This is a genomic window from Acidicapsa acidisoli, from assembly GCF_025685625.1.
In the GTDB taxonomy this organism is placed as follows: domain Bacteria; phylum Acidobacteriota; class Terriglobia; order Terriglobales; family Acidobacteriaceae; genus Acidicapsa; species Acidicapsa acidisoli.
Genome location: NZ_JAGSYI010000001.1, coordinates 2,148,668 through 2,172,579, shown reverse-complemented (window position 1 = coordinate 2,172,579; position 23,912 = coordinate 2,148,668). Strand labels below are relative to the sequence as shown.

14 protein-coding genes are annotated in these 23,912 nt (G+C 55.2%); 8 read left to right on the top strand and 6 right to left on the bottom strand.

Annotated features, from left to right (window positions below):
• The first annotated feature begins 651 nt into the window (after positions 1 to 651).
• The 4 genes from OHL23_RS08750 (at position 652) to OHL23_RS08735 (ending at position 8,778) form a co-directional block, all read left to right on the top strand.
• Positions 652 to 2,346, top strand: a complete 1,695-nt coding sequence (locus tag OHL23_RS08750) for a CRTAC1 family protein (protein WP_263351395.1) — start codon at positions 652 to 654, stop codon at positions 2,344 to 2,346.
• Positions 2,347 to 2,564: 218 nt separating this feature from the next.
• Positions 2,565 to 4,079: a glycoside hydrolase family 27 protein gene (locus OHL23_RS08745; RefSeq protein WP_263351394.1), complete on the top strand. Its 1,515-nt coding sequence runs from the start codon at positions 2,565 to 2,567 to the stop codon at positions 4,077 to 4,079.
• A gap of 144 nt (positions 4,080 to 4,223) precedes the next feature.
• Positions 4,224 to 5,843 carry a rhamnogalacturonidase gene (locus OHL23_RS08740; RefSeq protein WP_317891662.1) on the top strand — a complete coding sequence of 540 codons (1,620 nt, stop codon included), beginning with the start codon at positions 4,224 to 4,226 and terminating at the stop codon, positions 5,841 to 5,843.
• Between the two features lie 439 nt (positions 5,844 to 6,282).
• Positions 6,283 to 8,778, top strand: coding sequence for an ABC transporter permease (locus OHL23_RS08735; RefSeq protein ID WP_263351393.1), 2,496 nt, complete (start codon positions 6,283 to 6,285; stop codon positions 8,776 to 8,778).
• 55 nt (positions 8,779 to 8,833) lie between these two features.
• On the opposite strand, the gene OHL23_RS08730 is transcribed toward OHL23_RS08735, so the two are convergent.
• The 5 genes from OHL23_RS08730 to OHL23_RS08710 all read right to left on the bottom strand — a co-directional run bounded on the left by OHL23_RS08730 (position 8,834) and on the right by OHL23_RS08710 (position 17,323).
• Positions 8,834 to 9,982, bottom strand: a complete 1,149-nt coding sequence (locus OHL23_RS08730) for a glycoside hydrolase 5 family protein (RefSeq protein ID WP_263351392.1) — start codon at positions 9,980 to 9,982, stop codon at positions 8,834 to 8,836.
• 175 nt (positions 9,983 to 10,157) lie between these two features.
• Positions 10,158 to 12,269 carry a glutaminase family protein gene (locus tag OHL23_RS08725; RefSeq protein ID WP_263351391.1) on the bottom strand — a complete coding sequence of 704 codons (2,112 nt, stop codon included), beginning with the start codon at positions 12,267 to 12,269 and terminating at the stop codon, positions 10,158 to 10,160.
• A 154-nt stretch (positions 12,270 to 12,423) separates the two neighbouring features.
• Positions 12,424 to 12,741, bottom strand: coding sequence for a LacI family DNA-binding transcriptional regulator (locus OHL23_RS28575; protein WP_317891673.1), 318 nt, complete (start codon positions 12,739 to 12,741; stop codon positions 12,424 to 12,426).
• Between the two features lie 102 nt (positions 12,742 to 12,843).
• The gene (locus OHL23_RS08715) at positions 12,844 to 13,908 is read right to left on the bottom strand and encodes a tetratricopeptide repeat protein (protein WP_263351390.1); all 1,065 of its coding nucleotides are present in this window, start codon (positions 13,906 to 13,908) and stop codon (positions 12,844 to 12,846) included.
• A 214-nt stretch (positions 13,909 to 14,122) separates the two neighbouring features.
• Entirely contained in the window at positions 14,123 to 17,323 is a 3,201-nt protein-coding gene (locus OHL23_RS08710; RefSeq protein ID WP_263351389.1) for a TonB-dependent receptor, read from the bottom strand.
• Between the two features lie 289 nt (positions 17,324 to 17,612).
• Here OHL23_RS08710 and OHL23_RS08705 point away from each other — a divergent pair, with 289 nt between their 5' ends.
• Positions 17,613 to 19,142, top strand: coding sequence for a family 16 glycoside hydrolase (locus OHL23_RS08705; protein ID WP_263351388.1), 1,530 nt, complete (start codon positions 17,613 to 17,615; stop codon positions 19,140 to 19,142).
• Positions 19,143 to 19,206: 64 nt separating this feature from the next.
• On the opposite strand, the gene OHL23_RS08700 is transcribed toward OHL23_RS08705, so the two are convergent.
• Positions 19,207 to 19,845 (bottom strand): response regulator transcription factor, encoded by a 639-nt coding sequence (locus tag OHL23_RS08700; protein ID WP_263351387.1) that lies wholly within the window; start codon positions 19,843 to 19,845, stop codon positions 19,207 to 19,209.
• 134 nt (positions 19,846 to 19,979) lie between these two features.
• Between OHL23_RS08700 and OHL23_RS08695 the strand changes: the two genes are divergently transcribed.
• From OHL23_RS08695 to OHL23_RS08685, 3 genes are all read left to right on the top strand, one after another.
• Positions 19,980 to 21,647, top strand: coding sequence for a CRTAC1 family protein (locus tag OHL23_RS08695; protein ID WP_263351386.1), 1,668 nt, complete (start codon positions 19,980 to 19,982; stop codon positions 21,645 to 21,647).
• A gap of 370 nt (positions 21,648 to 22,017) precedes the next feature.
• Positions 22,018 to 22,257, top strand: a complete 240-nt coding sequence (locus OHL23_RS08690; RefSeq protein ID WP_263351385.1) for an ASCH domain-containing protein — start codon at positions 22,018 to 22,020, stop codon at positions 22,255 to 22,257.
• Positions 22,258 to 22,441: 184 nt separating this feature from the next.
• Positions 22,442 to 23,431, top strand: coding sequence for a hypothetical protein (locus tag OHL23_RS08685; protein WP_263351384.1), 990 nt, complete (start codon positions 22,442 to 22,444; stop codon positions 23,429 to 23,431).
• Positions 23,432 to 23,912 lie beyond the last annotated feature (481 nt).

Below are 23,912 nucleotides of genomic sequence, written 5' to 3'. Positions count from 1 at the left end.
TCTTGTGTTTTCATTGCCCTCATTGAAGAGGTGCTTGCATTGCATTAGTCACCGTTTACGGCGAGTTGGCATTCGCCCGCAAGCGTGAACGTCCACGCTCGCGAGCAAGCAGAGACCTTCGCGAGGCGAGTCTTGCCTCGGAGCGGACCCCTGGATGAATTGGCGTTCTCGTCGTGCTGGTTGACGTATTGGTTAAGCGGCTGTTGTCTCTCTATCCGGGTTAGCGCAACTGTTTGGTCTATCTGACTGCATTCTTTATTTGCGGAAACCACTCCCGGTCAGCAGAATGGAATCGTTTACTTTTCTATCGACCCGAATGGTTCTATCGTTATTCGGCACGACTTAAAGTTCACAGATAAATCGACAGAAACACTATTGCACTGCCAAGACGGCTGTCAACATCTTTCTTCAACGAGCATTGTTTGCTATTCTTCCGACACTTGTTATGCCTGTTGCCCGCGATCATAGATCTTCACTTTTCAGACTGGACCTCTCGCCAGATTCTTGGCCGGCAACGGAGCAGAAATGCCTTCCGAGTGTAATTTCCTTTCCGCCGCTAAATTGCCTTTTGCCGCCCGCCCACTGCAATCCCGGGCCCCATCTCAGGCTGCAATCTGACCGGCAACGTTCACGGTCTGGAACGGCGAAAATATGGCACAAATAACGCGCCGGGCCTTTCTCGCAACATTAGGAGCCGGAATCGCCAGTCTCAACGCGCCTAGAGCTTTCTCCCAAGCCACCGCCGCGGCTCCCGGGTTGTTCCGTTCTATAGCGCCATCGCAATCCGGCGTAACCTGGACGCACTCCAATGGCCGTTCCCCAGCTTATTACCTGCCCGAAACCACCGGCGCCGGCTGCTCTTTCCTTGATTACGACAACGACGGCTGGATGGACATCTACCTTGTCAACAGCGGCGAGTGCGACTTCTTCACGCCAACCGCTCCTTTACGCAACGCCCTCTACCGCAATAACCGCGACGGAACGTTTACTGACGTAACCGTGAAGGCAGGCGTTCCGGGCGCCGGGTACGGCATGGGCGTGGCGGTCGGTGACTTCAACAACGACGGGCATCCGGACATGTTCGTCACCGGATACAACCGCTGCATCCTATACCGCAACAACGGCGACGGAACCTTCACTGACGTGACAGAGAAATCCGGTATTGTCACACCCGGCTGGGCTTCGAGCGCCGTCTGGTTTGACTACGATAATGATGGCCTCCTCGATCTCTTCATCTGCCGTTTCGTCGAGTTCGCCAAGCCAGACAACAAATTCTGCGGCAATGAGAAGACCGGCAATCGCTTCTACTGCATTCCCAGCGTCTATCCGCCTGCGCCGAGCTGGCTCTTCCACAATAACGGCGATGGAACATTCACCGATGTCTCCGCACAAGCCGGCATTGCTTCCATTCGTGGCAAAGCCTGGGGAGCCGTCGCCACGGACATCAACAACGACGGCTGGATGGACCTCTTCGTTGCCAACGACACTGTGCAGAACTTCCTCTTCGTCAATCACGAGGGCAAATTTCGCAACGAAGGCCTCGAATCCGGAGTCGCCTACAGCGCCGACGGCCGCGCCCGCTCAGGAATGGGCGTCGATTCCGCAGATCTCGATCAGGACGGCTGGCAGGATCTCTTCGTCACCAACGTCGATCAGGAGATGGACTCCCTCTACCACAACAACCACGACGGAACCTTCGACGACCTCGCAGCTTCGTCCGGCCTGGGCAGCGCCACCCGCGCCATGAGCGGCTGGGGCATGCGCTTCTTCGACTACGACAACGATGGCAGTCTCGACCTCTTTATCGCCAACGGACACCCCGACGACCAGATCGAAACCCACTCCGCAAGCGTGACCTATCGCGAGCCGTTATTGCTTTTCCACAACAACGGCAAGAGCCTTCAGAACGTCAGCTCCCTAGCCGGCCCCATCTTTCACGACCAATTCGCAGCTCGCGGCCTGGCCACGGGCGACTTCGATAATGACGGAGCCGTCGACGTCCTCGTCTCCGTCAACAACGGAGTGCCCATCCTGCTGCGCAACGAAGCCGCACACGGCAATCACTGGATCGGCGTTCGGCTAGTCGGCACGAAATGCAACGCCGACGCCATCGGCGCCCGCGTCTCCTGGTCCGCGGGCACGCTCAAGCGCTCGCTACTCAAGACCGGCGGCGGCAGCTACCTTTCCAGCCACGATCCGCGCATCGTCCTCGGCCTCGGCTCAAACACAATCCTCGACCACCTGGAAATCCACTGGCCCAAACCAAGCACACACATCGACACCTTCACCAATCTCGCCGTTGATCGCTACATCACAATCGTCGAAGGTCAGGGCATCCGGGTCTGAGCAAGCTGCGACGGCGTCAGTTTTGCTCACCGCTCCAAAGGGACTGCGACACGTCCTCCGCCTTATCTACAATTCTTCCGAGGGAGGCTTTCAATTGGTGCGACCTTGATGTAATCGTATACAATTCGATTCCGCTTGAAAGTCGAAGCTGAGATGACAGATACACAGCGATCCTGTGTCTGACAGTGCGACATTTCCCAACCATATGGAGAATAGTGATGCAAAAGAGCTGGCTGCGCAATGGGGTATTAGCAACCGTTAGCGTTTACGCCCTTGCGGTGTCTTGTTTCTTATTCGGCTCGGTTTCAGGACATGGGCAAAGCCTCACCGGGCGCTGGATGGTGGTTGCCAAGCCTCTGGATAACGGCGAACAACCGAAATCACTCATAGAACTGAAGCAGAATGGCAACGAATTGACCGGCACCATGAAGAACTTGGACTACACCGTGCAAATGAAGGGCACAGCGACAGGAAGCCACTTCGAGCTCTTTGCCGCATGGAGCGCCACGAGGCCATTTCTCGTCGGCGACCTGGTCAACGGCGAGTTGCACGGCATCGAGCGCGGTCATCACAATCTGGTCGCTACTCCCGCCGCTGCGACCGTAGATATTCCCTCCGTGAGCTACATTGAACCTCCGCCGCTGCAAAAAGTGCCCGGCAACGATCTGGCCAAAACTCCGCCGATGGGCTGGAATAGCTGGAACCTTTTTGCTGGAAAGATCGATGACCAAACCGTCCGTACTATGGCCGACGCGATGGTATCCAGCGGAATGCGCGATGCAGGCTACATCTACGTCAACATCGACGACACCTGGGAAGGCGTACGCGACGCGCAGGGCAACCTGCAATCCAACCACAAGTTTCCAGACATGAAGGCTCTGTCCGACTATGTCCACTCCAAAGGACTGAAATTGGGCATCTACTCTTCGCCCGGACCGCGCACCTGCGCAGGTTATCCCGCCAGCTACGGTCACGAGGAGCAGGATGCGAAGACCTTCGCCTCCTGGGGCATTGACTACCTGAAGTACGACTGGTGCAGCGCCCGAAATATCTACAAGAACGATGCGCTGCAACCCGTCTATCAGAAGATGGGTGCGGCCCTCAAATCTACTGGCCGTCCCATCGTCTACAGCCTGTGCGAATACGGCTGGGGCAACGTTGAAAAATGGGGCACCGAGGTCGGCGGCAATCTCTGGCGCACAACAGGCGACATCCGCGACGAGTGGTCGAGCATGATCGGCAACGTGGAGCAACAGGTGCCCACGGCGCCCTATGCCGGCCCAGGTCACTGGAACGACCCTGACATGCTAGAAGTCGGCAACGGGCATATGACCGACGACGAATACCGCTCCCACATGAGCCTATGGGCGCTCACAGCCGCGCCCCTGCTGGCCGGCAACGACGTGCGTGACATGACACCTGTCACCAAATCAATCCTTTTAAATAAGGAAGTCATCGCCGTCGATCAGGACTCCCTGGGCAAACAGGCCTCGCCCATCAAGAACGGCGACCTTGAGACCTGGGTCAAGCCAATGGCCGATGGCGGCGTCGCAGTCGGTGTCGTCAATCTCGGAGCTACCCCATCCGACGCGACCATCCATCTGACCGATCTGCACCTGAACCGTGTAAAAAAAGCACATGACCTGTGGGCGCACAAGGACGTAAAGTTCACAGGCGGAGCGTATTCAGCTCCCGTGCCTTCGCATGGCGTCTTGCTGCTGCGAGTAAATTAGAAACGCGCGCGATATGCAGCCAATTGCCCATGAGACTGACACTCCAATTCATCACAGTTTCGGATGCAAGCGATCCTGCATATCGCCGCATATATACCCGCACGTACCATAAATCAATCCCTAACCTAACTGAGGTGATTCCCCGTGATTGATCGTCGACAGTTGCTTTCCATGGCCGCACAAGGCGCAGTGCTAGTAGGAGTTCCAGCAGTTGGACAAACAGCAGTCCGTGCAGGAGCGCAAGAGCTTTCCAAGGAAGCCCTCGCAAACTCCGGCATCCTCAACGTGAAACACTTCGGGGCCACCGGCGATGGCCAGACGATCGATACCGCAGCCATCAATCGCGCCATCGAACATGCGGCAACCGCAGGCGGCGGCACAGTCTATTTCCCCGCAGGAACCTATCTAAGCTACTCCATCCACCTGAAGAGCTTCGTCAGCCTCTATCTCGACCAGGGCGCAACCATCCTCGCAGGCTCCACGCCACTCGAAGGCACGGCGACCGGAGGCTACGATGCAGCCGAGCCCCAGAATCCTGACTGGAACGCCTTTCAGGACTACGGCCACAATCATTGGCATAACAGCCTGATCTGGTGCGAGAACATTCATGACTTCTCCATCCTCGGCCCGGGACTGATCTGGGGCAAAGGCCTGAGCCGCGGCCACTCCAACGACACCGACCTGCCCGACACCACCAAGCCCGGCGTTGGCAACAAAGCCATCGCGCTCAAAAACTGCTACAACGTAATCCTTCGCGATTTCTCGATCCTCAGAGGTGGCTGGTTCGGCGTCCTCGCCACAGGCGTCGATAATCTCACCATCGACAACCTCAAAATCGACACCAACCGCGATGGCATCGACATCGATTGCTGCCGCAACGTCCGCGTCTCCAACTGCACCGTAAACTCCCCCATCGACGACGGTATCTGCCCCAAGAGTTCCTTCGCCCTCGGCTACCCGCGCCCGACCGAAAACCTCACCATCACCAATTGCTACGTGACCGGCGGATACGAGATCGGTTCCGTGCTCGACGGCACCTGGAAGAAAGGGACAATTCGAATTCCCACCGGCCGCATCAAGCTCGGCACCGAGTCCAACGGCGGCTTCCGCAACGTCACGATTTCGAATTGCGTCTTTGAAAGCTGCCAGGGCTTCGCACTGGAGTCCGAAGATGGCGCATTGGTCGAGGACGTCACCTTCACCGGCATCACCATGCGCGATATTCGCAGCGCTCCCACGTTTCTGCGTCTCGGCACGCGCATGCGCGGTCCACGCGATGCAAAGCCCGGTGTGATGCGGCGCGTGATCCTCAGCAACATCACCAGCTCCGGCGCATCCCAGTTGCCCTCCATTCTCAGCGGCGTCCCGGGATACCAGATAGAAGACATCAAGATCAGCGATGTCTTCCTGCAACAAGCAGGCGGCGGCAACGCCGAGATGGCCGCACGCAAGCCGGAAGAGCGCGAAACCGCCTATCCCGACCCAGAGATGTTCGGCGCTCTGCCCGCCACCGGCTTCTTCCTGCGCCATCTGCGCAATCTGGAGATGAGCAACATCGAAATCGCTACGCTTCAGCCTGACCAACGCCCGGCATTCGTGCTGGTCGACGTCAACGGTGCCGATCTATTCCGTTTGCGTTTGCCCCGCCCCGTATCAGGCCCGGCATTCTCACTGAAGCAGGTCACCGACTTCCGAGTCTTCGGCAGCCAATTTCTGCGCGACCAGGCCATTTCCAAAGCGGAAGAGCAAACGATCGAGAATTAGCCTGATCGCACTCACTAAGCCGAAGCAATTGCCTTTGGGTCAATGCCGCGCAAGAGAAACGGAGCTGCTCTCTATCCTGAGAGCAGCTCCGTTTCCGTGACGGCGTCAATACTTGAGCGTACGTCGAATACAGTCTGAACCGAAAGCGTCTTCAGTGTAGGTGATTCCATAGTCGGAAGGAACCAAAATGCGCCAATTGCGGCGTACCTACAATTGCCATGGAACTCAACCGGCCACGCAATCGTAGGAACATTGCAGGGATCAATCCGCTTCGACCGCGTCCATTTGTGAACAGTTATTTCCAGGATTGGACAGTACGAATTGCGGTCGAGGGCGAAAGTGACGTCCGGCTTTTCATTCCATGAGATTTAACGGATAAGAAACTGGAAGGATAATTGCTCCTGTAATTACTCAGCCTGAGCTCATTGAGGAGTTCCCCATGCAGAAATTGCTTTTCGATCTTCGCTTTGTCACGCGCCAATTGGCGAAATCGCCTGGATTCACCATCACGGCGATACTCATGCTCGCGTTTGGCATCGGTGCGACGACGGCGATCTTCTCCATCGTCGAGGCAGTGCTGCTGCGGCCACTTCCCTTTCCAGATTCGGAGCGGGTAATGGTGTTGTCAGACCGGCTGGCTGGCGTGAACGTTGGCGGCAGCAATGAAGTCGGCGTGACCGTGCCGGACATCCGGGCATACACCCGAGAGACGCATGGCTTTACCGCACTGGGCGGGTACCAGGGCGCGGCATACGAGTTGTCCGGAATAGGCGAGCCGGCGCAGGTGAATGCGTCGCGTCTGACGGCGGGAGTTTTCTCTGCGCTCGCAGTGAATCCGCAACTCGGGCGAGTCTTCACGGCAGACGAAGACGAGCATCACCAGCAGGTCGCGGTGCTGAGTTATGCAACCTGGGTGAACCGTTTTCATCGCGACGCGAAGATTCTCGGAACCAAGATTCTGCTGGATCGTAAACCGTATCTCGTAATCGGTGTCATGCCGCGCAACTTCGAGTTTCCACTCGTGGCCGGTCAACTCAACCGTTCGGAACTCTGGGTTCCAATGAGTTTCACGGAGCCGGAATTGACGCCTGCCTCGGCTGCAAACTGGAGCTACCAGATGGTGGGGCGGCTGAAGCCGGGCCTTACAGCCAAACAGGCCGAGAGCGACGCGGAGACAGTCGCGCAGGAGATCATGCGCAACTACCCGGCGATGATGGTGAACCTGCACATCAGCGCGATGGTGCGGCCCCTGCAGGAAGACACAACAGAGCAGACGAAGCCGCTGTTGAAAACGCTGTTTCTTGCAGTCGCGGTCGTGCTCCTGATTGCGTGCGCAAACTTGGCGGGATTGATGCTCGTGCGTGCCATCCGGCGGCAACGAGAGGTCGCCGTGCGGCTGGCGCTAGGTGCGAGGGCGTCGGCGCTCCTGCGTCAGGCGATCCTGGAGAGCCTGCTGCTGAGCCTGAGCGGAGGAGTGCTCGGATTGACGATGGCTGCGGTGGCGCTTCGTGTGGGCAAGAGTGTCCTTCCTGAAAGTTTGCCACGGATCAGCGAAATTGGACTGAACTGGAATGTCGTGGGGTTTGCGCTGGCTCTCGGTGTGGTTACGGGCCTGGTATGCGGCCTGGCCCCTGCGTTTGCGGCGCTGCGCACTAATGTCAACGCGCACCTGAAAGAAGGCGGCAGGAGCGGGTCGGAAGGCGGAGGTCACGCGCGGTTGCGGTCAACGCTCGTGGTGACCGAGATTGCAATTGCGCTTGTCCTGCTGACGGCCTCTTGCCTGCTGCTAAGCAGCTTCGAAAAGATGCGGTCGGTCGACCTTGGGTTCCGGCCTGAGCATGTCACCACAGCTTCGTACTCGCTTCCGCAGAAGCAGTATGAGAAGCAGTCACAGGTAGATACATTCAACCGCGAACTGCTGAGACAGTTGAATCAGCTGCCCGGAGTGACCACAACGGCGCTGACCAGCCTGTTGCCAGCCGGAGGCAACAATAACAATCAAACATTCGTAGTGGAAGGGTATGTACCGCCCAAGGGGGCGGATATGAACCTGGCGACCGTATCACAGGTTATGGGGAATTTCTTCCCTGCGATGGGGATTTCACTGATCCGAGGGCGCTTCTTTACAGAGTCGGACCGGCACGGCACACAACTCGCGCTGATTGTGAATCACAAGCTGGCGGAACATTACTGGCCCGGCCAGGACCCGATCGGGAAACGATTGCGCATCGGGACACAAGAGATGCAGACCCCATGGCTGACGGTGGTGGGGGAAGTAGCGGATGTCAAGCTTACCTCGCCGGATGACCCCTCGAAAGAGCAGTACTACATACCAGTGGACCAGGCAGAGGATGACGCAGGCTCGCTCGCCTCCCCTGCTACCGATCTGAATGGAAACGGCGGATTTATCGTGCTCCGGTCCTCCCTTCCGGCAGAGCAGATGGAGAATGCGTTGCGGTCGTCGGTCCGGTCTATCGATCCACAGTTACCGCTGACGCAGGTACAGACCATGGAGCAGGCTGTTTCGCAAAGCGAGGCTCCGCGACGCTTCAACACAATTCTTATCGGCAGCTTTGCCTTTGCTGCGGTGCTGCTCGCGGTCCTGGGGATCTACAGCGTCATCTCGTTTACCGTGGCATCGCGGGTGCAGGAGATGGCAATCCGCATGGCGCTTGGATCGCAGCGGGCAGCAATTGTGCGACTAGTTCTGCGGTCGGGTACAAAACTGGCTGTGATCGGATGCGTACTCGGTTTAGGAGGGGCCGCCGCCGCATCGCAGCTCATGCGGTCGCTTCTCTTCGATATGAGCCCATTCGATCCGTTTGCTCTGTCGGCAGCCGCAATCGCTGTGTTACTGCTGGCTGTCGCGGCTTCCGGACTTCCCGCGCTCCGAGCCGCGTCGATTGATCCTATCCGGGCGTTGCGAGGGGAATAGAGCCAATTCACAGATTCAATCGCAACAATCGAATCCAGGACACGGGAAGTCCGCTCTACTTCCTGCCTGTCAGCCCGCGAATGATCTCTGCTTCACGCTCGCGGTAGGGCGTTCCGTCGGCGTGGAAGACATCGTGAAACCAGATAGTCGGCTGCTCGTTCACGTAGGGATGTTGCCAGGAGTCCCAGGGCAGGTAGGTCTGGCTCTTGCCCGCGACCAATCCCCAGTTGATTGCTCCAACGTGGTGTTGATGGGCGATGGGAAGAATCGTGTCGAAGGTGCTGCCTGCGCCTCGGGCCATGTACTCGGTGCATATAAGTGGGCGATGGAACTGTTCGAGCAATTTGACATGCTGTTCGAAGTCTTCTGGCCAGCCATAGTTGTGAAAGCTGATGACGTCTGATTGCTCGATCTGGATGCGCGCCATAGGTGGCATAGCGGCCAGTGAACTCCAGTCACCATGCCAGAGGCCGCTGGTGAGCGGCTGTGAGGGGTGTGCGAAGCGTGCCCACGCAAAGACCTGTGGAACCAGACCGAGGATGATCTCGTTCTTGTTTTTGGGATCACCCTTGCCGTAGGAACTGCCATTGCCATTATCCGGCTCGTTCCAAACGTCCCAGGCGAGAATGCGTGAATCGTTGGCAAAAGCCCCAACGACGCCCTTCACGTAACGCTCGAGACGCGGGTACTGCGTTGGATCGGCGAGAATCTCCGCGCCGGGAGCCTGCACCCAACCGGAGTTATGAACGCCGGGGATGGGCGGATGCTGAGGGCCGAGTTTCGGCAGCGGATCCCAGCAGGAATCGAAGAGGACAAACACAGGCCGAATATGATGACGCGCAGCAATAGTCAGGAAGACGTCAATGCGATGTTCGAAACCCTTGGGATCCTGTTCCCAGACGAGGTTATGCAGAAAGACCCGCATCGTGTTCATGCCGATGCCTTCCGCCCAGCCAAGCTCGCGATCTATTGTCGTGGGGTCGAAGCTGTCTGCCTGCCACATTTCCAGTTCGTTGATAGCGGTCGACGGCAGGAAGTTAGCGCCGACAGGCCACGCCTGCTGACTGTACCACTGATTGGCCTTGTCTTCTGTCCATCTCGCTCCCTGGCTTTGTGCCAAAACACAAACCGACAAGAGCAAGCCGCACATCCAAATGATATTGCGATGACTGCGGCGAACCTCTCGAAATCCCATCCTTGGCATAAGTGTTACCTCTCATCAGTCTTCTTCGGATACTCTGGTTGCCGTCGCAAGTCATTTGCCGCGCACCGAAATTACCATCATGCCTGCGTGTCGGAGCCCAAGCTCGTTTTTGTATTTACCTGCGCATTCAATGCAGTCGCAAGTGAACAATTTAGCACGAACAGAGCGACTCGCTTCAACGCGCTTCTCCACGAGTTGCATCCACGTCTGAACTCGCGATGCCGTTCAGGCGTCGCCACTTTTCCGTAAGTTGTTTATCGGACAAAGCTTTGATGAAAACACCGCCAACTACGCTCCGCGCCTGAAAGCCGATCTGCTTGCCAGTCTTGGTGTCATACCAATCCGTCAGCGGAACCCGGCTGGGAGTTTCATTGATCCACTGATAAATAGGGTCCATGAGCGCTTTGAATTGTTCCGGACTCGAAGTCAGCGTCGCAGTCCACAGCGACCAGTCAAGCTTCGTATAGTCTGCGCGGCTGTCGAGCGGGAGACCGTAGCGATTGATCTTTTTCAAGTAATAGGCCATCTCGGTATCACGCACGCTCTTTGGAAAGAGGTTGTAATCGAGGACAACATCCCACACCAGGTTGTACTTCTGGCTCCAGGTGCCGGGGCTGTTAAATGCGAGTTTGTAATGGTCTCCCTCAACCGCCATGCCAACCCATTTTTCAGCCATGGTTTTCGCGGTCGCGCTGTAATCCTTCGCCACGTTCTCCTGTTTGAGCAGATGTGCCAGATCTGCATAAGCCGCCAGCGCGTCGATAGCTTTGATGGAAAGATTCGAATTATGCGCAACATGACCGGCAAAGTCATCCGTCGTGAGTTGATTCTCCGGATCGAGTCCTTTTTCGCGCAGGTACTCGGCCCATTTTGTAAGTTGCGGCCAGTAGCGCTCTGCTAACAGCGCATTGCCCTCGGCACGCGCCAGCGCGTCGACGAGAATGAGCATGTTGCCACTCTCTTCGACTGGCATCTGATCTTCTTCCGTCTTTTCTCCGCCGCCATAAACCTGTCCGTTAGCCAACGGATATTGGCCTAGATCATGTGGCGAAAAGGGGAACTTCCAGCGTGCGAGCGCGGAGTATTCGAGCACGGGTCGAAGCTGCGCCTCCAATAACCTAGGCTGAAAGAAGAGAAAGAATGGAGCGGATGGGTACAACACATCGACCGTCGCGATGCAGCCATTGGAGAAGTTCTCCTTCGCAAAGAGCATCGGATCGCCATTCACGTCAGCAACCAACTTGTGCGCCGCAAGGGTCTGCCGATAGGACAGGATCGCCAATGCAGCGTAGTGTTCTCCGCCAACCTTTGTAAGATCGGCAGTTAGCTCTGTGTCAAATTCGCTACCGCGTTTCTCAAGGTCCACATATTGCGCTTCGGCTGCGTCAAGCATCTGCTCTACAGACGTATTGTTGCGCTGCCAATAGGGGCGCAGGTTCCGCTCCAGGTATTGAATGGCATAGCCCTCGGTATAGGAGACGAGGAGATGATGTGCGACTGGCTTTCCACCGACATTCCCGAAATCAAGAACCGCTGCGAGATGAGGGCCTTCCCGATGGGCAGGCTGAGGCATGTCCATCGAATCGCTCGCTGGAAGCGTGCCCGATCTCGCGAATAACTCACCGGGATTCGGCGCAATAGCAATCGTCGCCTCCTCATTCTTTGGAACAGCGAGGTGGAAGTAGCCCCAATCGATACGCAGGTTATCGCCCGAGCGGTTAAGTATCCTCTGGTCGCGCGATCCAACCGACAAGACATTGAGAGATGAAGTCTGATTGCGGGAGGTTACGACTTCTTCGCTGCGGTCGTTGGCGGCGATTACCGGATCGACATCTAGTAGAACCGATACCTTATGCGTCGCCCCGTCGACCGCCTGCGCACTCCAGCTGAGATATGTGACCGGGCGCGAAAGGAGATCGAGATCGCTCATCATCGCTGGAGTGAAGAAAGCGAAATTGAGCGTTATGCCGCCCTCGCGAAACGCGTAGCGAGTGTGAGTTGGGGTGATCGAGGCGCCGGTCTGCGTCATCGCAGGAATGTTGTCCGGATGGTGGCCCATAAAGCGAAACGGCTTGCCGTCGATGCGCACAATTCCGGAGATCGGTTGCGGACTGCCAGTCCAATGGGTTGTATCGGAGTCAGTAAGGCGATCGGTCGCAGACCATACGCTGAAATAAGGGTCGTGTACGATGAGTGGGGTAGCAGGGGCTCTCTCTTGAGCGTGCGCAAAAGAGGCACCAAAGCAGGCAAAAACAAAACAAGTCAAAACCGACGCAACAATCCTCACTAGACTCTCCTTCAGCAATATTCTCTCCTCTATCGACAACAGATTTTCATAGACAGGTTGCGCAACAATGAGCTTCGTTTTTGTTTGTTGCGCTGACTTCAATCGATCCGATTTGCTTCTTATTGCAAACTTAATCGACTTATTCGTTCCTGAATCAGACCCCTGCTTTACCACCATGACGGACTACCGAGGACGCATTCATGCCATGTTTACGCGGAGTCCGTCCCAATTCGGCCGCATACGTATTCGGGCAATACTGCAACCTTGAAATAGCGGTCAGAACTTTCGATCTTGTTGTGCACGACACATATCCTGCATCATTCACGACCCGCGACACTGTCGCAGTTGAAACTCCTGCTAGTCCTGCCACATCTCTTATCGTGCTTGGCCTAAGGCTCGCGGCAGAAGGCGAGTTTCTATTTCCAACGTCAGCGCCTGGAGAAACGATGCTTGAATCACGTCGTCGTTGCATCTCATCGCTCGAAGTCATCAAGTTCTCTCCCTCCTTGCTCGCCAAGCTGAAGCGTCGAATTCTCTTTCCAGGCTCGAACACTCTATGCACCGATAGTCAAAGTTACGGTCCCGTTGCCCTGTTCACGGTGGCCCTGTTCGCATCCCCACTTGCGGAGCCCTTCCAATTAGCATTTCTGACCGCGACCATACGCCTTGCCATCTCATCACTCTTCTCCTTCTCCCCCAGTCCTGCGTACGCCTTCGCGAGAAGGAAATAAGCTTGCTCGGACGACGAATTGTCTTTGACTGCCAGCGTAAGTTGATCCACAGCTTCTGAGAACCGGCTCTGACCGAGGAGCAACCTTCCCATTTCTACCCTCGCCGGAGCGTAGTGCCCATCGACAGCGATTGCCTTCTCCAACTCCTGCTTCGCTCCATCCTTATCCTTCTTTTCCTGCAATGCAAGGGCAAGTTGATAATACGTCCGAGGCTGGTCAGGAGAGAGCGTGATCGCGAGCCGATACTCTTCTATTGCTTTGTCTATTTCACCCAGCTTGGCAAGAACATTTCCCAACAGAAAATGTCCCTGATACGACCCCGGAGCCAGCAAGATCGCATGCTCCAGATCTGCGCGCGCAGCATCATAAAGTATCCCATCAAACTCGCTCTCGGCCAGTGTAATCAGGAACTCTGGAGAACTTTGGTATTTGCCTCGTTCATCACCCAGGAGATGTATGACATCCTTGAACTTGCCCTGTAATTGAAGCACGTTCGCAAGCATGAGCAGAGAATGAACGGATGGGTGATTCTTATAAGCCGTCTCCGCTACGCCTTGTGCTGGAACAAGTTGGTGGCCAGCCAGAAACACCACAACGCTGAGTTCCATCTCCTGCAGCGGCGTTGTCGCATTCGGATGAAAATGCGCCAGCGCCTCAAGAGCTTTATCTTTCTGCCCTGCACGGTAGAACTCTCGAGCCAGGGAAGCCGCAATGCTGTTATTCGATGGCCAGATGGAATGAGCTTTCTGCAGCACCTCCTCAGCTCTGTTCAAATCCCCGCTTCCTTCGAAGGCCGCTGCCAGCAACAGGCTCACCCGCGGGTCGCAGCCCGAACCTGACAATGGCTGCAGCGCTTCTGTTGCTTCCTGATACTTTGCCTGTTGCATCGAAGTGCTGGCCTTAGCCAACGCCGCATCTAAGTCCCTTTGCGACGGACACCTCCCCTTTGTTCCAGAATCAGATCCGGTTTTGTGCACGGAAGTTGGCTGCTCCGGCGTCGGAGCACTTTGCAGCGCAGCCGCCCCTGCCGCTATCGAACTGCCGAGAAGGCAGCCTATCGCGGCAAGGGCGCCAATGAGAGCGCGATTCTTCTTCGACCTCGCAGACTGTAGCTCCACGCTTTCAGAACTCGAACCGCAAACTGAGTTGGATTTCACGGGCGGCATTGGCGCTTTGGACATAGCCAAATTTGCTGTCATTGACTCCCGTATCCAGTCCGTAGAAATTGACGCGATTGAAAGCGTTGAAGACATCTGCTCTGAAGGTTAAACCATACTGCTCGGCAAACTTCCATGTCTTGTCCCCCGACAGATCCCAATCAGCGCTTCCGGGGGAGGATATGCCCTGCACGGAAGAATTTCCCTGGGTTCCCACAGCAGTTACAGGCACAACATTCTGCGTGTTGAAGTATGGCCCCAATTTGCCATGCTTTCCCAGTCCTCCGTGCAGCGAGGAATTGTTCACCGGGCCGGTAACGTTGGGCAATCCATTGACAAAGATACCAAGGGATTGGTTGCTCCCCAGTGTTTCCCAGGGACCGGAATGAAGCGCGGCAATAGCAGCCACTTTCCAGCCTCCAAACACCACATCATTCAGAGTACCGCTGTTGAGAAATGCCTTGCCGTGACCAAAGGGAAGCTCATAGATGGTGTTGGCTACGACGTTCTGATTCATATCCTCCTGGCAGTGACCCCGATCGAGATCCATATCGAGGGGGTGCCATGAGAAGACGTCCTGCCAAGGCCAGCCAAGGCATTTAGAGAAGGTATAGGAGCCCATGAGAGAAAAACCTGAACTGTAGCGCTTCTCAACGCGGGCCACGAGTCCACTGTAGAAGGAGCTCCCTGACATGGAATTCTCCTGAACACCATTCCAGCCGGTCAAAGGATAAGTTCCATCCGGATTTTCAGGATCGAGATTGGGTCGCTCTTCATAATGGTGTGCCGCGCTTCCGAGATAGGACACCTCCAGGAGCCAGTTCCTCAAAGTGTGATCGATCGACAGGTTCCATTCGTAGGTATACGGAGTGTGACCGTTCGGCTGGATAAACGACGCTGTTGGACCGCCTCCGGGCACAGTCGAACCGAACAACTGATTCAACGTGTAGTTAAGCGGCTTGCCGATTGGTGCGTTTCCGTAACTTTGAATCAGGTACAGCTTTGTCGTGTCGACTTCCACCTCATATTGGTTGATGTTTGGCTGTAGATAGTAGATCCCGAATCCACCTTTGACATCGGTATTGGCAAATGGCGTCCAGTTGAAGCCCAGGCGAGGTGAGAAGTTCGTGTAAATCGGCTTGACCATAGCTCTCGTAAGCCCTAGAACATTTGTATCCGGATAAGTGAGATCCTGATTGGTAGCCAGATCAAAGCTTCCGACGCGATTGTTTAGCTCGATCGGCTGCTGGGCGTGCTCCCAGCGTCCACCTATGTTCACGCTAAGGCGATGACTAAGCTGGATATTGTCCTGGACATAATAGGACTGATACCACATTCTCAGGTTCATGGTAGGGTCCCCAAGCGCGGTAAAGCCGTTATTCGGGACGCCGAGGAGCAGATCGCCAATGGGGTCTCCGGTGTAGGACCCGTTGAAACTGATATTCGTTGCCGCCCAATCCTCATACATGAAAATCGGCTGGTAACGAATGTCCAAACCTCCGGTTATCTGATGCCTGCCTTTCTGGTATAGAAGCGACTCCGTCCACATGTTCATGCCTTCGCGGACGATGTCGGTCCCTTCAGTAGACCCGGGGTTAGCGTAATTAGTCACGCCGATAGAAGGCGGACCATAGGAACCTGGCTGATCGACTTCATTGATCAATCCCAGAGGGTTGGCATCGGAAGCGTTGTATCCGTCCGCCCGTTGTTCTCCCACCGCTGTATGAGACCAGCCGTATCGGACGTTATTGACGAGATTGGGCGAGAAGGAATGCGTCCATCCCACCGCCAGGTTCTTCGGATTGGAAGGATAGATAATCTCCCTTGACGGAGTTATGTCCGTAACGTTGGTGGTTTGATTCTGATTCGTGAATCTCACAAAAACGCTGTCTTTATGTGAGATCGTATAGTCAAACCGCACATTCTCCTGATCCCAGTTATCGGTGGTATTCGAGACGTAGTGATAATTCTGACCGCTCGGGTATAGCCCGTTCGGCGCCGGATACAGCGCAAGCACCTTCTGAGCCGTGGCGTTAAACAAGGTGCTCGGGATCTGATTTCCAGGAAATGGCTGGTAGGCGCCATTCACAATATCGAACGGGTTGACGAGTTGTTGGCTGTCGGAGCTGAAGTTTCCCGCGAGTTGAGCAGCGGTTGGAACGTTTGCAAATTCGTCCTGCGGAAATATCTGACGGAAGCCTTCATAGTTGCCGAAGAAGAACATCTTATTCTTCTTGATGGGACCGCCGAAACTCGCTCCGAACTGGTTCTGATGAAATGGCGGTGCTGCTCCCTGGTCGAAATAGTTACGCGCGTCGAAATCGTTGTTTCGGATGTACTCGTATGCGGAGCCATGGAACCCATTCGTACCGGACCTCGTCACTACGTTGATGAACGCGCCGCCGTCTCCATAAGCGGCTGAGGAGCCGGACTGCTCGACCTTGAACTCCTGCGTGAAATCAGGTGAAGGAAGCAAGCCCGCCGCACCATACCACGCATTGCGGGTTTCAATGCCGTCATAGAGATAGCTTGCATCGTCTTCTCTCAGGCCGCCGATGACGACAGCCACAGTCGCAGTACCGGTCCATTGCGAGGCTGGCGAACTCATGCCCGAAACAACTGGAGTGACACCGGCCGATAGCTGTGCCAGTTGCAGTACATCGCGGCCGTTCAAAGGCATGTTGTCAATCTGTTGGTTTTCAATGACCTGTCCCTGGTTGGATGTCTGCGTATCGAGAAGCAGCGCATCCGCGGAGACAGTGATTGTCTGGGTGGCCTGGCCGACTGCCAGGGTAATGTTCTGCTGAAACTGTTGATCGACAAAGAGCTGGAAGGCCTGAACGTTCTGGGTCTCAAACCCGGTCTTGGATACTTCCATCGTGTAGCTGCCTGGAGGAAGCTGGGTCACGTGGTATGCACCCAGGCTATTTGTCGTCGTGTGATATGCAACGCCGGTAGCGGTATTGACAACCGAAACGGTGGCTCCAACGACGACGGCGCCTGAACTGTCTGCAACTGAGCCGGAGATAGCGCTCGTCGTACTCTGCGCGCGACCTGCAGCAGAGCAAAAGACGATAACGACCAGCATCATTACGAGAATCACGTGTCGCATGTTCAGTTCAAGAAAGCTTTGCAACAATTTCACTTGCCCGGTCTCTTGATGCATGTGTTGCCTCCTGAAAATTGGCGTTCGGCTCGCACTAGCCTCTTTCATACAAGCCAATGTAATCATTTACAAAGCAAGCTACGGGTCGCTTTGCTTACGGCGAGGATCGTATGGGCTCCGTACCGCAACGCACAATATGTCGGAGTACTCAATCGCCAGTAGTACAGATGTACTAAGGCTTGCGACTGCTAAGGTGACAAGGTAAGATCATGCGAACTCTCGAGGTATAGTGGATCGCACATCTACAATTCGAGCCCGGCTTTCGCTCCCATCGCCGGAGATCGCAGCGATGCGATTTCCCAGGGTGACTCCGAAACGACTGCTGGCGATCGTGTGCACCATCGCATGCTTGTCCGCTGTGATTTGGCTTTGGCTCCATTGGCGGCGTGAAGAAGGAGTTGTTCCAACGCATACTTACGAGTTGCAGGCCGGCCGCATGGATGAGTGGAAAGCGGTCGGTGGAAGCTGGGGAATAAGCAACGGCGCAATTTACAACAAAACATATGATCGCGGTTCGAAGCTCATCGCTGGGTCTAGCGCGTGGGGAGATTACACCGTAACGGCTGACGTTCGATTCAACGGCGATAACGCCGATATGGGCATCATCATCCGCACCAGCGACGAGAAAAAGGAGGGTGCCGATACCTACAACGGATACTATGTCGGCATTCGGACTCTGGACGGAACGATGGTTATTGGACGATCTGCATTCGTGTGGATGGAAGCGAATCCAGTACCGCTCCCCGGGGGTGTTCACACTTCGGTATGGTATCGGTTGCGGGTCACAGCGGTCGGCTGCAACATTGCAGCATCGGTGCAGAATATGACTTCCCTGCAGACAGCCTGGATAGCGTTTGAAGAGCCCTCGTGCCTTCGAACAGGGCGCATCGGATTACGGTCGCTCAATGTAGGCGGCATGTGGCGCCATATCGGCATAGCGCCTGCCACATGGAATGACTACATGGATCTGCGACGGCATGCAGCTTCAGTCGAACGGCCAGCGATACTCCCTGGTCCCCCATGGTGGACTCCGTGGCATGTGGGAATGCTTTTTGCCGTCGCATTGGCGCTTGCTCTGTTGGCTCAACTCGCTCTATTCCGTCTTCAGCGATGGAAAGCCTACGCCATCATCCAGGAGCGCGAGCGCTTGGCTCATGAGATTCATGACACAATGGCGCAGAGTTTTGCCGGAGTCGGATATCAGATTCAAGGAATCCGGCGCAGTGTTGTACGAGGCGATCACCAGGACTCCCGTCACATCGCGGACCAGTTGAGCGTTGCCTACCAACTTGTGCGCAAGTGCCATGTGGAAGCCAGCAGAACTATCGCAATGCTCGGCTCTTCCTCGCCACAAATACAACAAAACCTTCTCGGATCATTGGCAGGTACCGCGCGAAGAATTGCAGGAGATCAAATCAAGACAGTTACCAAGCTGCAAGGATATTCAACACCGCTCAATTTAAGACTTGCCGACGCGCTGCTTCATATTGGCCAGGAAGCAATCGCGAACGCTGTCAGCCATTCCGATCCTACTCAGTTGGCGATTACTCTAATTTTCGATGGAGGCAGCGTTGAGCTAGTAGTACAAGATGACGGAAACGGATTCGAATTCAAGCAGGAGGCAGCAGGATTCGGCATCTTGGGGATGCAAAAGAGAGCCAGCGACGTCGCGGGCGCCTTGCAGATACTGAGCACGCCTGGACACGGAACCGAAATTCGCATGAGGGCCAGCCTGCAACAGGAAAGTCCCAAAAAGCGTTTGTTCTTATTTTTCAAGGAGAGAATACTCAGCACTCCACCTGACTTCAATGCGCACTAACGTATCTGCTCTCCCATCCCCTGTTGCGTTGTCCCCGCTCGGTGGGCAATCTGCAACGAATCGTTCACTCGGAAAGACGTATAAGTCCGCGCCGGATCGCAGTCGTCGCAGCCTCTGTTCTGTCGTTCGCGTTGAGCTTGACCAGGCAACTCGCAACATGATTCCGGGCGGTCTTATCGCTGATAAAGAGGCGCTGCGCGATCTCTTTGTTCGTCAATCCGCTGGCCACAAGTTTGAGCACTTCGAGTTCTCGCTGACTCAGTTCCTCTCGTCCGATTGTTTCAAAGAGTCGCTTCGCGATATTCGGCGGAATGCAGCGCTTGTTTTGGTGCACCATTTCGACTGCCTGAACGATCTCCTCCTGGGGAGTGCTCTTGAGAAGGTATCCCATCGCGCCGGCCTGCAGCGCGCGAAAGATATACTCATCTTCTTCGTAATTCGTCAGCACGAGAATCCGTATGTCCGGGTGGATACGCCGCAGTTCCGCAATCGCGTCTGCGCCTTCCATCTCCGGCATGCGCAGATCCATCAGCACCACATCCGGCTGAAGTCTCGCTACTTCAAGCAGTGCCTCTTTGGCAGATCCGGCCATCCCAGTCACTATAATGTTCTCTTCGCTCTCCAGCATCGTCCGCAAACCAAGCCGGACTACGGGATGATCATCTACGATGAGCACGTTGATTGGTTTAGTTGGCTCCGCCATTCCAATACTCTAGCCTCCTGTCCAGTATTTGGTCTATCTTCCCAATTGGACTCAATAGGTTTATGCCTATCATGACAAAGCCCGAAAGGAATATAAAGTCTGCTTCGCGGCGTCTCCTCCTGCAACAGATGGCAATGGGAACCTGCTCATTGCTGCTTCCGCGAACGCCTGGCTGGGCTGCAACTTCCGCTTCAACTTCCGGCGCAATATTTGAAGAAGTATCTTCAGCCAGCAGCGGCATTCATTGGACGCATACCTCCGGCAAGTCTCCAATGAAGTATCTGCCGGAGAGCAGCGGCGCAGGTTGCGCTTTTCTCGACTACGACAACGATGGCTGGATGGACATCTACTTGGTCAACAGTGGAAAATGCGATTTTTACAGTCCTCCAAAATCGCTCCGCAACGCTCTCTATCGCAATAATCGGGATGGGACATTCACCGATGTCACGGAGAAGGCAGGCGTCGCCGGCGGTGGGTATGGCATGGGAGTCGCCGTGGGAGACTACAACAACGATGGCCTTCCCGATATCTATGTCACTAACTATGGACGTAACATCCTCTACCGGAACAACGGAGACGGGACCTTCACCGATGTGACAGACAAAGCGGGCGTCGGAGTTTCGGGCTGGAGCACAAGTGCGGTCTGGTTCGACTATGACAACGATGGCCGGCTCGATCTCTTCGTCTGCCAGTTCTGCGAATTCAACAAGACGCTGAGCTGCCCCGTCGATCCGGATGGCACGCGGCACTACTGCATTCCCCGCCCATTCAAGCCGCTTCCGAACTGGCTGTTTCATAACAACGGAGACGGAACATTTACCGACGTTAGCAAAGAGACAGGGATCAACGATCACCTGGGCAAGGCATGGGGAGCGGTGGCTGCGGATTTTGACAATGATGGCCGCATGGACTTGTTTGTCTCCAATGATTCAGTGGCAAATTTTTTATTTATGAATCGGGGCGGAAAGTTTGAAGAGACCGGATTTATGGCGAACGTCGCCTACAGCCCTAACGGATGGACGCGATCGGGAATGGGTGTGGATGCCAGCGACTTCAATGAGGACGGATGGATCGATATCTTTGTCGCGAACATCAATGAAGAGATTTTCTCGCTCTACAAGAACAATCACGACGGAACCTTTGATGACGTTGCGATGCCCATGGGCATCGGAGCCGCTACACGCTGGATGAGCGGCTGGGGTTTGAAGTTCTTCGACTACGACAACGATGGGAATTTGGACCTTATACTTTCCAATGGTTTTCCGGACGATCTTGTTGACCGGGAATCGCACTATGTAACTTACAAGGAGCCGCTACTGCTGTTTCAGAACGATGGGAGTTCGTTCAAGAATATCAGCGAGCGCGGAGGTACGGCATTCGCGAAGAGATTTGCTTCACGCGGTCTGGCTGTTGGGGACTACAACAACGATGGCGCGGTCGATGTGCTCATCAGCGTGAACGACGCGGCTCCTTTGTTGTTGAAGAACAATTGCTCGACGCAGAATCATTGGCTGGGAGTTAAGCTGGTCGGACGCAAGTGCAATACCGACGCCATCGGGGCTCGTGTGACTTACAAGGCCGGAGACACGACGCGCCATCGGGCCCAAACAGGGGGCGGCAGCTTTCTTTCCGCGCATGATCCGCGCATCGTCCTGGGCGCAGGCGCACATCAGAAGATTGACTGGGTTGAGGTGAAGTGGCCGCAACCCAGCGGGTTGACCGAGCGGTTCACAGATCTGCCGACCAATTGTTACATCACTCTCATCGAAGGCTCAGGACAAGCGGCAGCCAAGTCCGCCTGACTTTTAAATCGCCTTACCGCAAAAACCTGCAGATGTTCCGACGGTCTTCCGAGCGACCTTTAGCCCGCTGTATCTCGGGGCTTCGGATCAACCGCAGTTATGTTGCCTAACCGTCTAGGTGATGCAGCGTGAATCCACCCGTAGTTCTGGCCCTCAACCTCTCTGACGATGATCTTGACGCTCACGCACTCCGCATAGATTCTGTGCTTTGACAAACCTTCGACCTTATCAAGGACTCCCGACAGCGAATCGGATGTTGAGGATTTGCTCTTTCACGAAGACCCACCGGCTTGGACCAGAGTAAACTCTCCGCATGGTCTTCACCAAGCGGCTTAGAGCGAGAGTTAAACAAGGAGAGATCACATGTAGCGTGCGCATCTGGATGCGTCCCAAAGTGCGAGTAGGCGGGCGCTACCGCATGGACGAAGGCGAAATTGAGGTGGACTCGATAGAGCCGATCGGTTTACCGGACATCACTCCGGAACTAGCGCGCGAGTCGGGCTTTCTGGGTGTTCTGGACCTGCTCAGAGTAGCTAAGCACGGCAAAGGCGACAATATCTATTTAATCCGCTTCCACTATGTGCCGCGGGTCGGCGGCTTGCGTTGCTAGTAGAGTGTGCCAATCACAATGTGGTTACGCCGGGCGGGCGAAGGATCTGCGTGTCTTCAGCAAGCTCGCTAATTTTAATAAATTATCCGGTCAAGTCATTTCGGTTGCCAAAGAAAGGCCTCCAGCCTACGATAGCTTCCATCCTGCTTCGCGGCTGCAAATTCACGCTCTGAGGAGTTTTCTCATGGCCACTTCAGGGGATCGCCTCTCTCTAGCCCGTAAGTTATTTTCACTTGCAACTATTGGGCTTGCTTTAGCGACTAGTCCTTATGCCACCGAGGCTTCTGGCGAAGCACGGTATCAAACTATCGACGCCAATGGGGCGGCGGCGGCGCTTGCATCCGCCATTAAGATTGGTGAAACAGGTGGCAACACGTACTACGTCAAGATTGCCGCTCCCGGAATCGCTCAGATCATCAAGGTAAATAGTGAGGATATCCGGAATAAGGCTGCAACCGTAAGGTTTTCGGGTGTCGGCACTATTATGAACGGCAAACCTTTGATTTCGGATACCGATGAACAAAAGCAATTTGAGCAGGTAATGGACAATATGACGGTCGGACAGGCGAAAGCAATTGGCCTCTCCGCAAGCAGTTCAGTACAACCTCCTGGGACTGGGAGTGCTCAGGCCGCCGTCAATCAACAGCCGCAGCAAACCGCGATCGCCCCAACCGGCAAAATTGATGGGACTGTCGCGAGGAACGGCGATGCCATCGATGTTCGATTCGGAGACAAGGTTGTTGAATTTCAGAATAACGGCAGCCATGTTATCGATAAGACAACCAGCGGCGCACGCGTGGGCGAGTTACAGTACGTCGGCGTCGCGAATGGCACTCCTGCGGGCGAAAAAGCTAAGGGCGGCCTCAGAGTTTTGGGCAACGCCGCACTTTCAGGCATAACTCTCGGTCACGACGGCCAGACCTCGGTGAACCCGAACAGCACCACCATCACAACGGTTGGTCCCGGCGGCAGGGAATTTTCCATCAACTCGGATAATTTAGGGAACGGCAAGGGTCCAGTCATCTCGGCCAATTCGGGTGTGGTCTTCGACGCAATTGTTGCCTCAGACCTCGTGAAAGCCCAACTTGATCCGAAGTTCAAAATGCCCAATGAAGATAACCTGCGTAAACTAGTCGATGCTACCGCCGCCTCAGTGAAGACCCCATCGAATTAGGGCGCGCCATGCGCGTACCGCGAATGCGTAGCTCAACTGGGCGCAAAAATGACTGCGAAGGGTGCAGAAGGCTAGACACCCGAGCCGTGGATGCATAGGCGGTTCAGTTCTGATTGAGACCTAGGTCTTAAAGGCGAGACGTGCGGCATCTTCCCGTTTTTTGTTCAGATATAGGCCACCCGCCTTATGTCTAAAAAAAGTTGAGTTGATAAGGTCTGCGCATGTACGATGAATCCCAACTTTAAGACATCTTTTAGTGCATCACTCTAATTCATCTACTTGACTAGATCGAGGGGCAAAATTCTGCCTCAAGAAATGGGCTGCTGAGGGAATATACATTGACACAATCTTTTTGTTCGCTTCAATCGGGAGTTTGGAGCGGAGTTAGGTCCGACGTCCTTCGCGAGGATACAAGCTTTCCGCGTGTCCTGCGCAAGGTTGCGCAGTATTTAACGTTCGTTCTCGTGGCTCTAATTCTCTA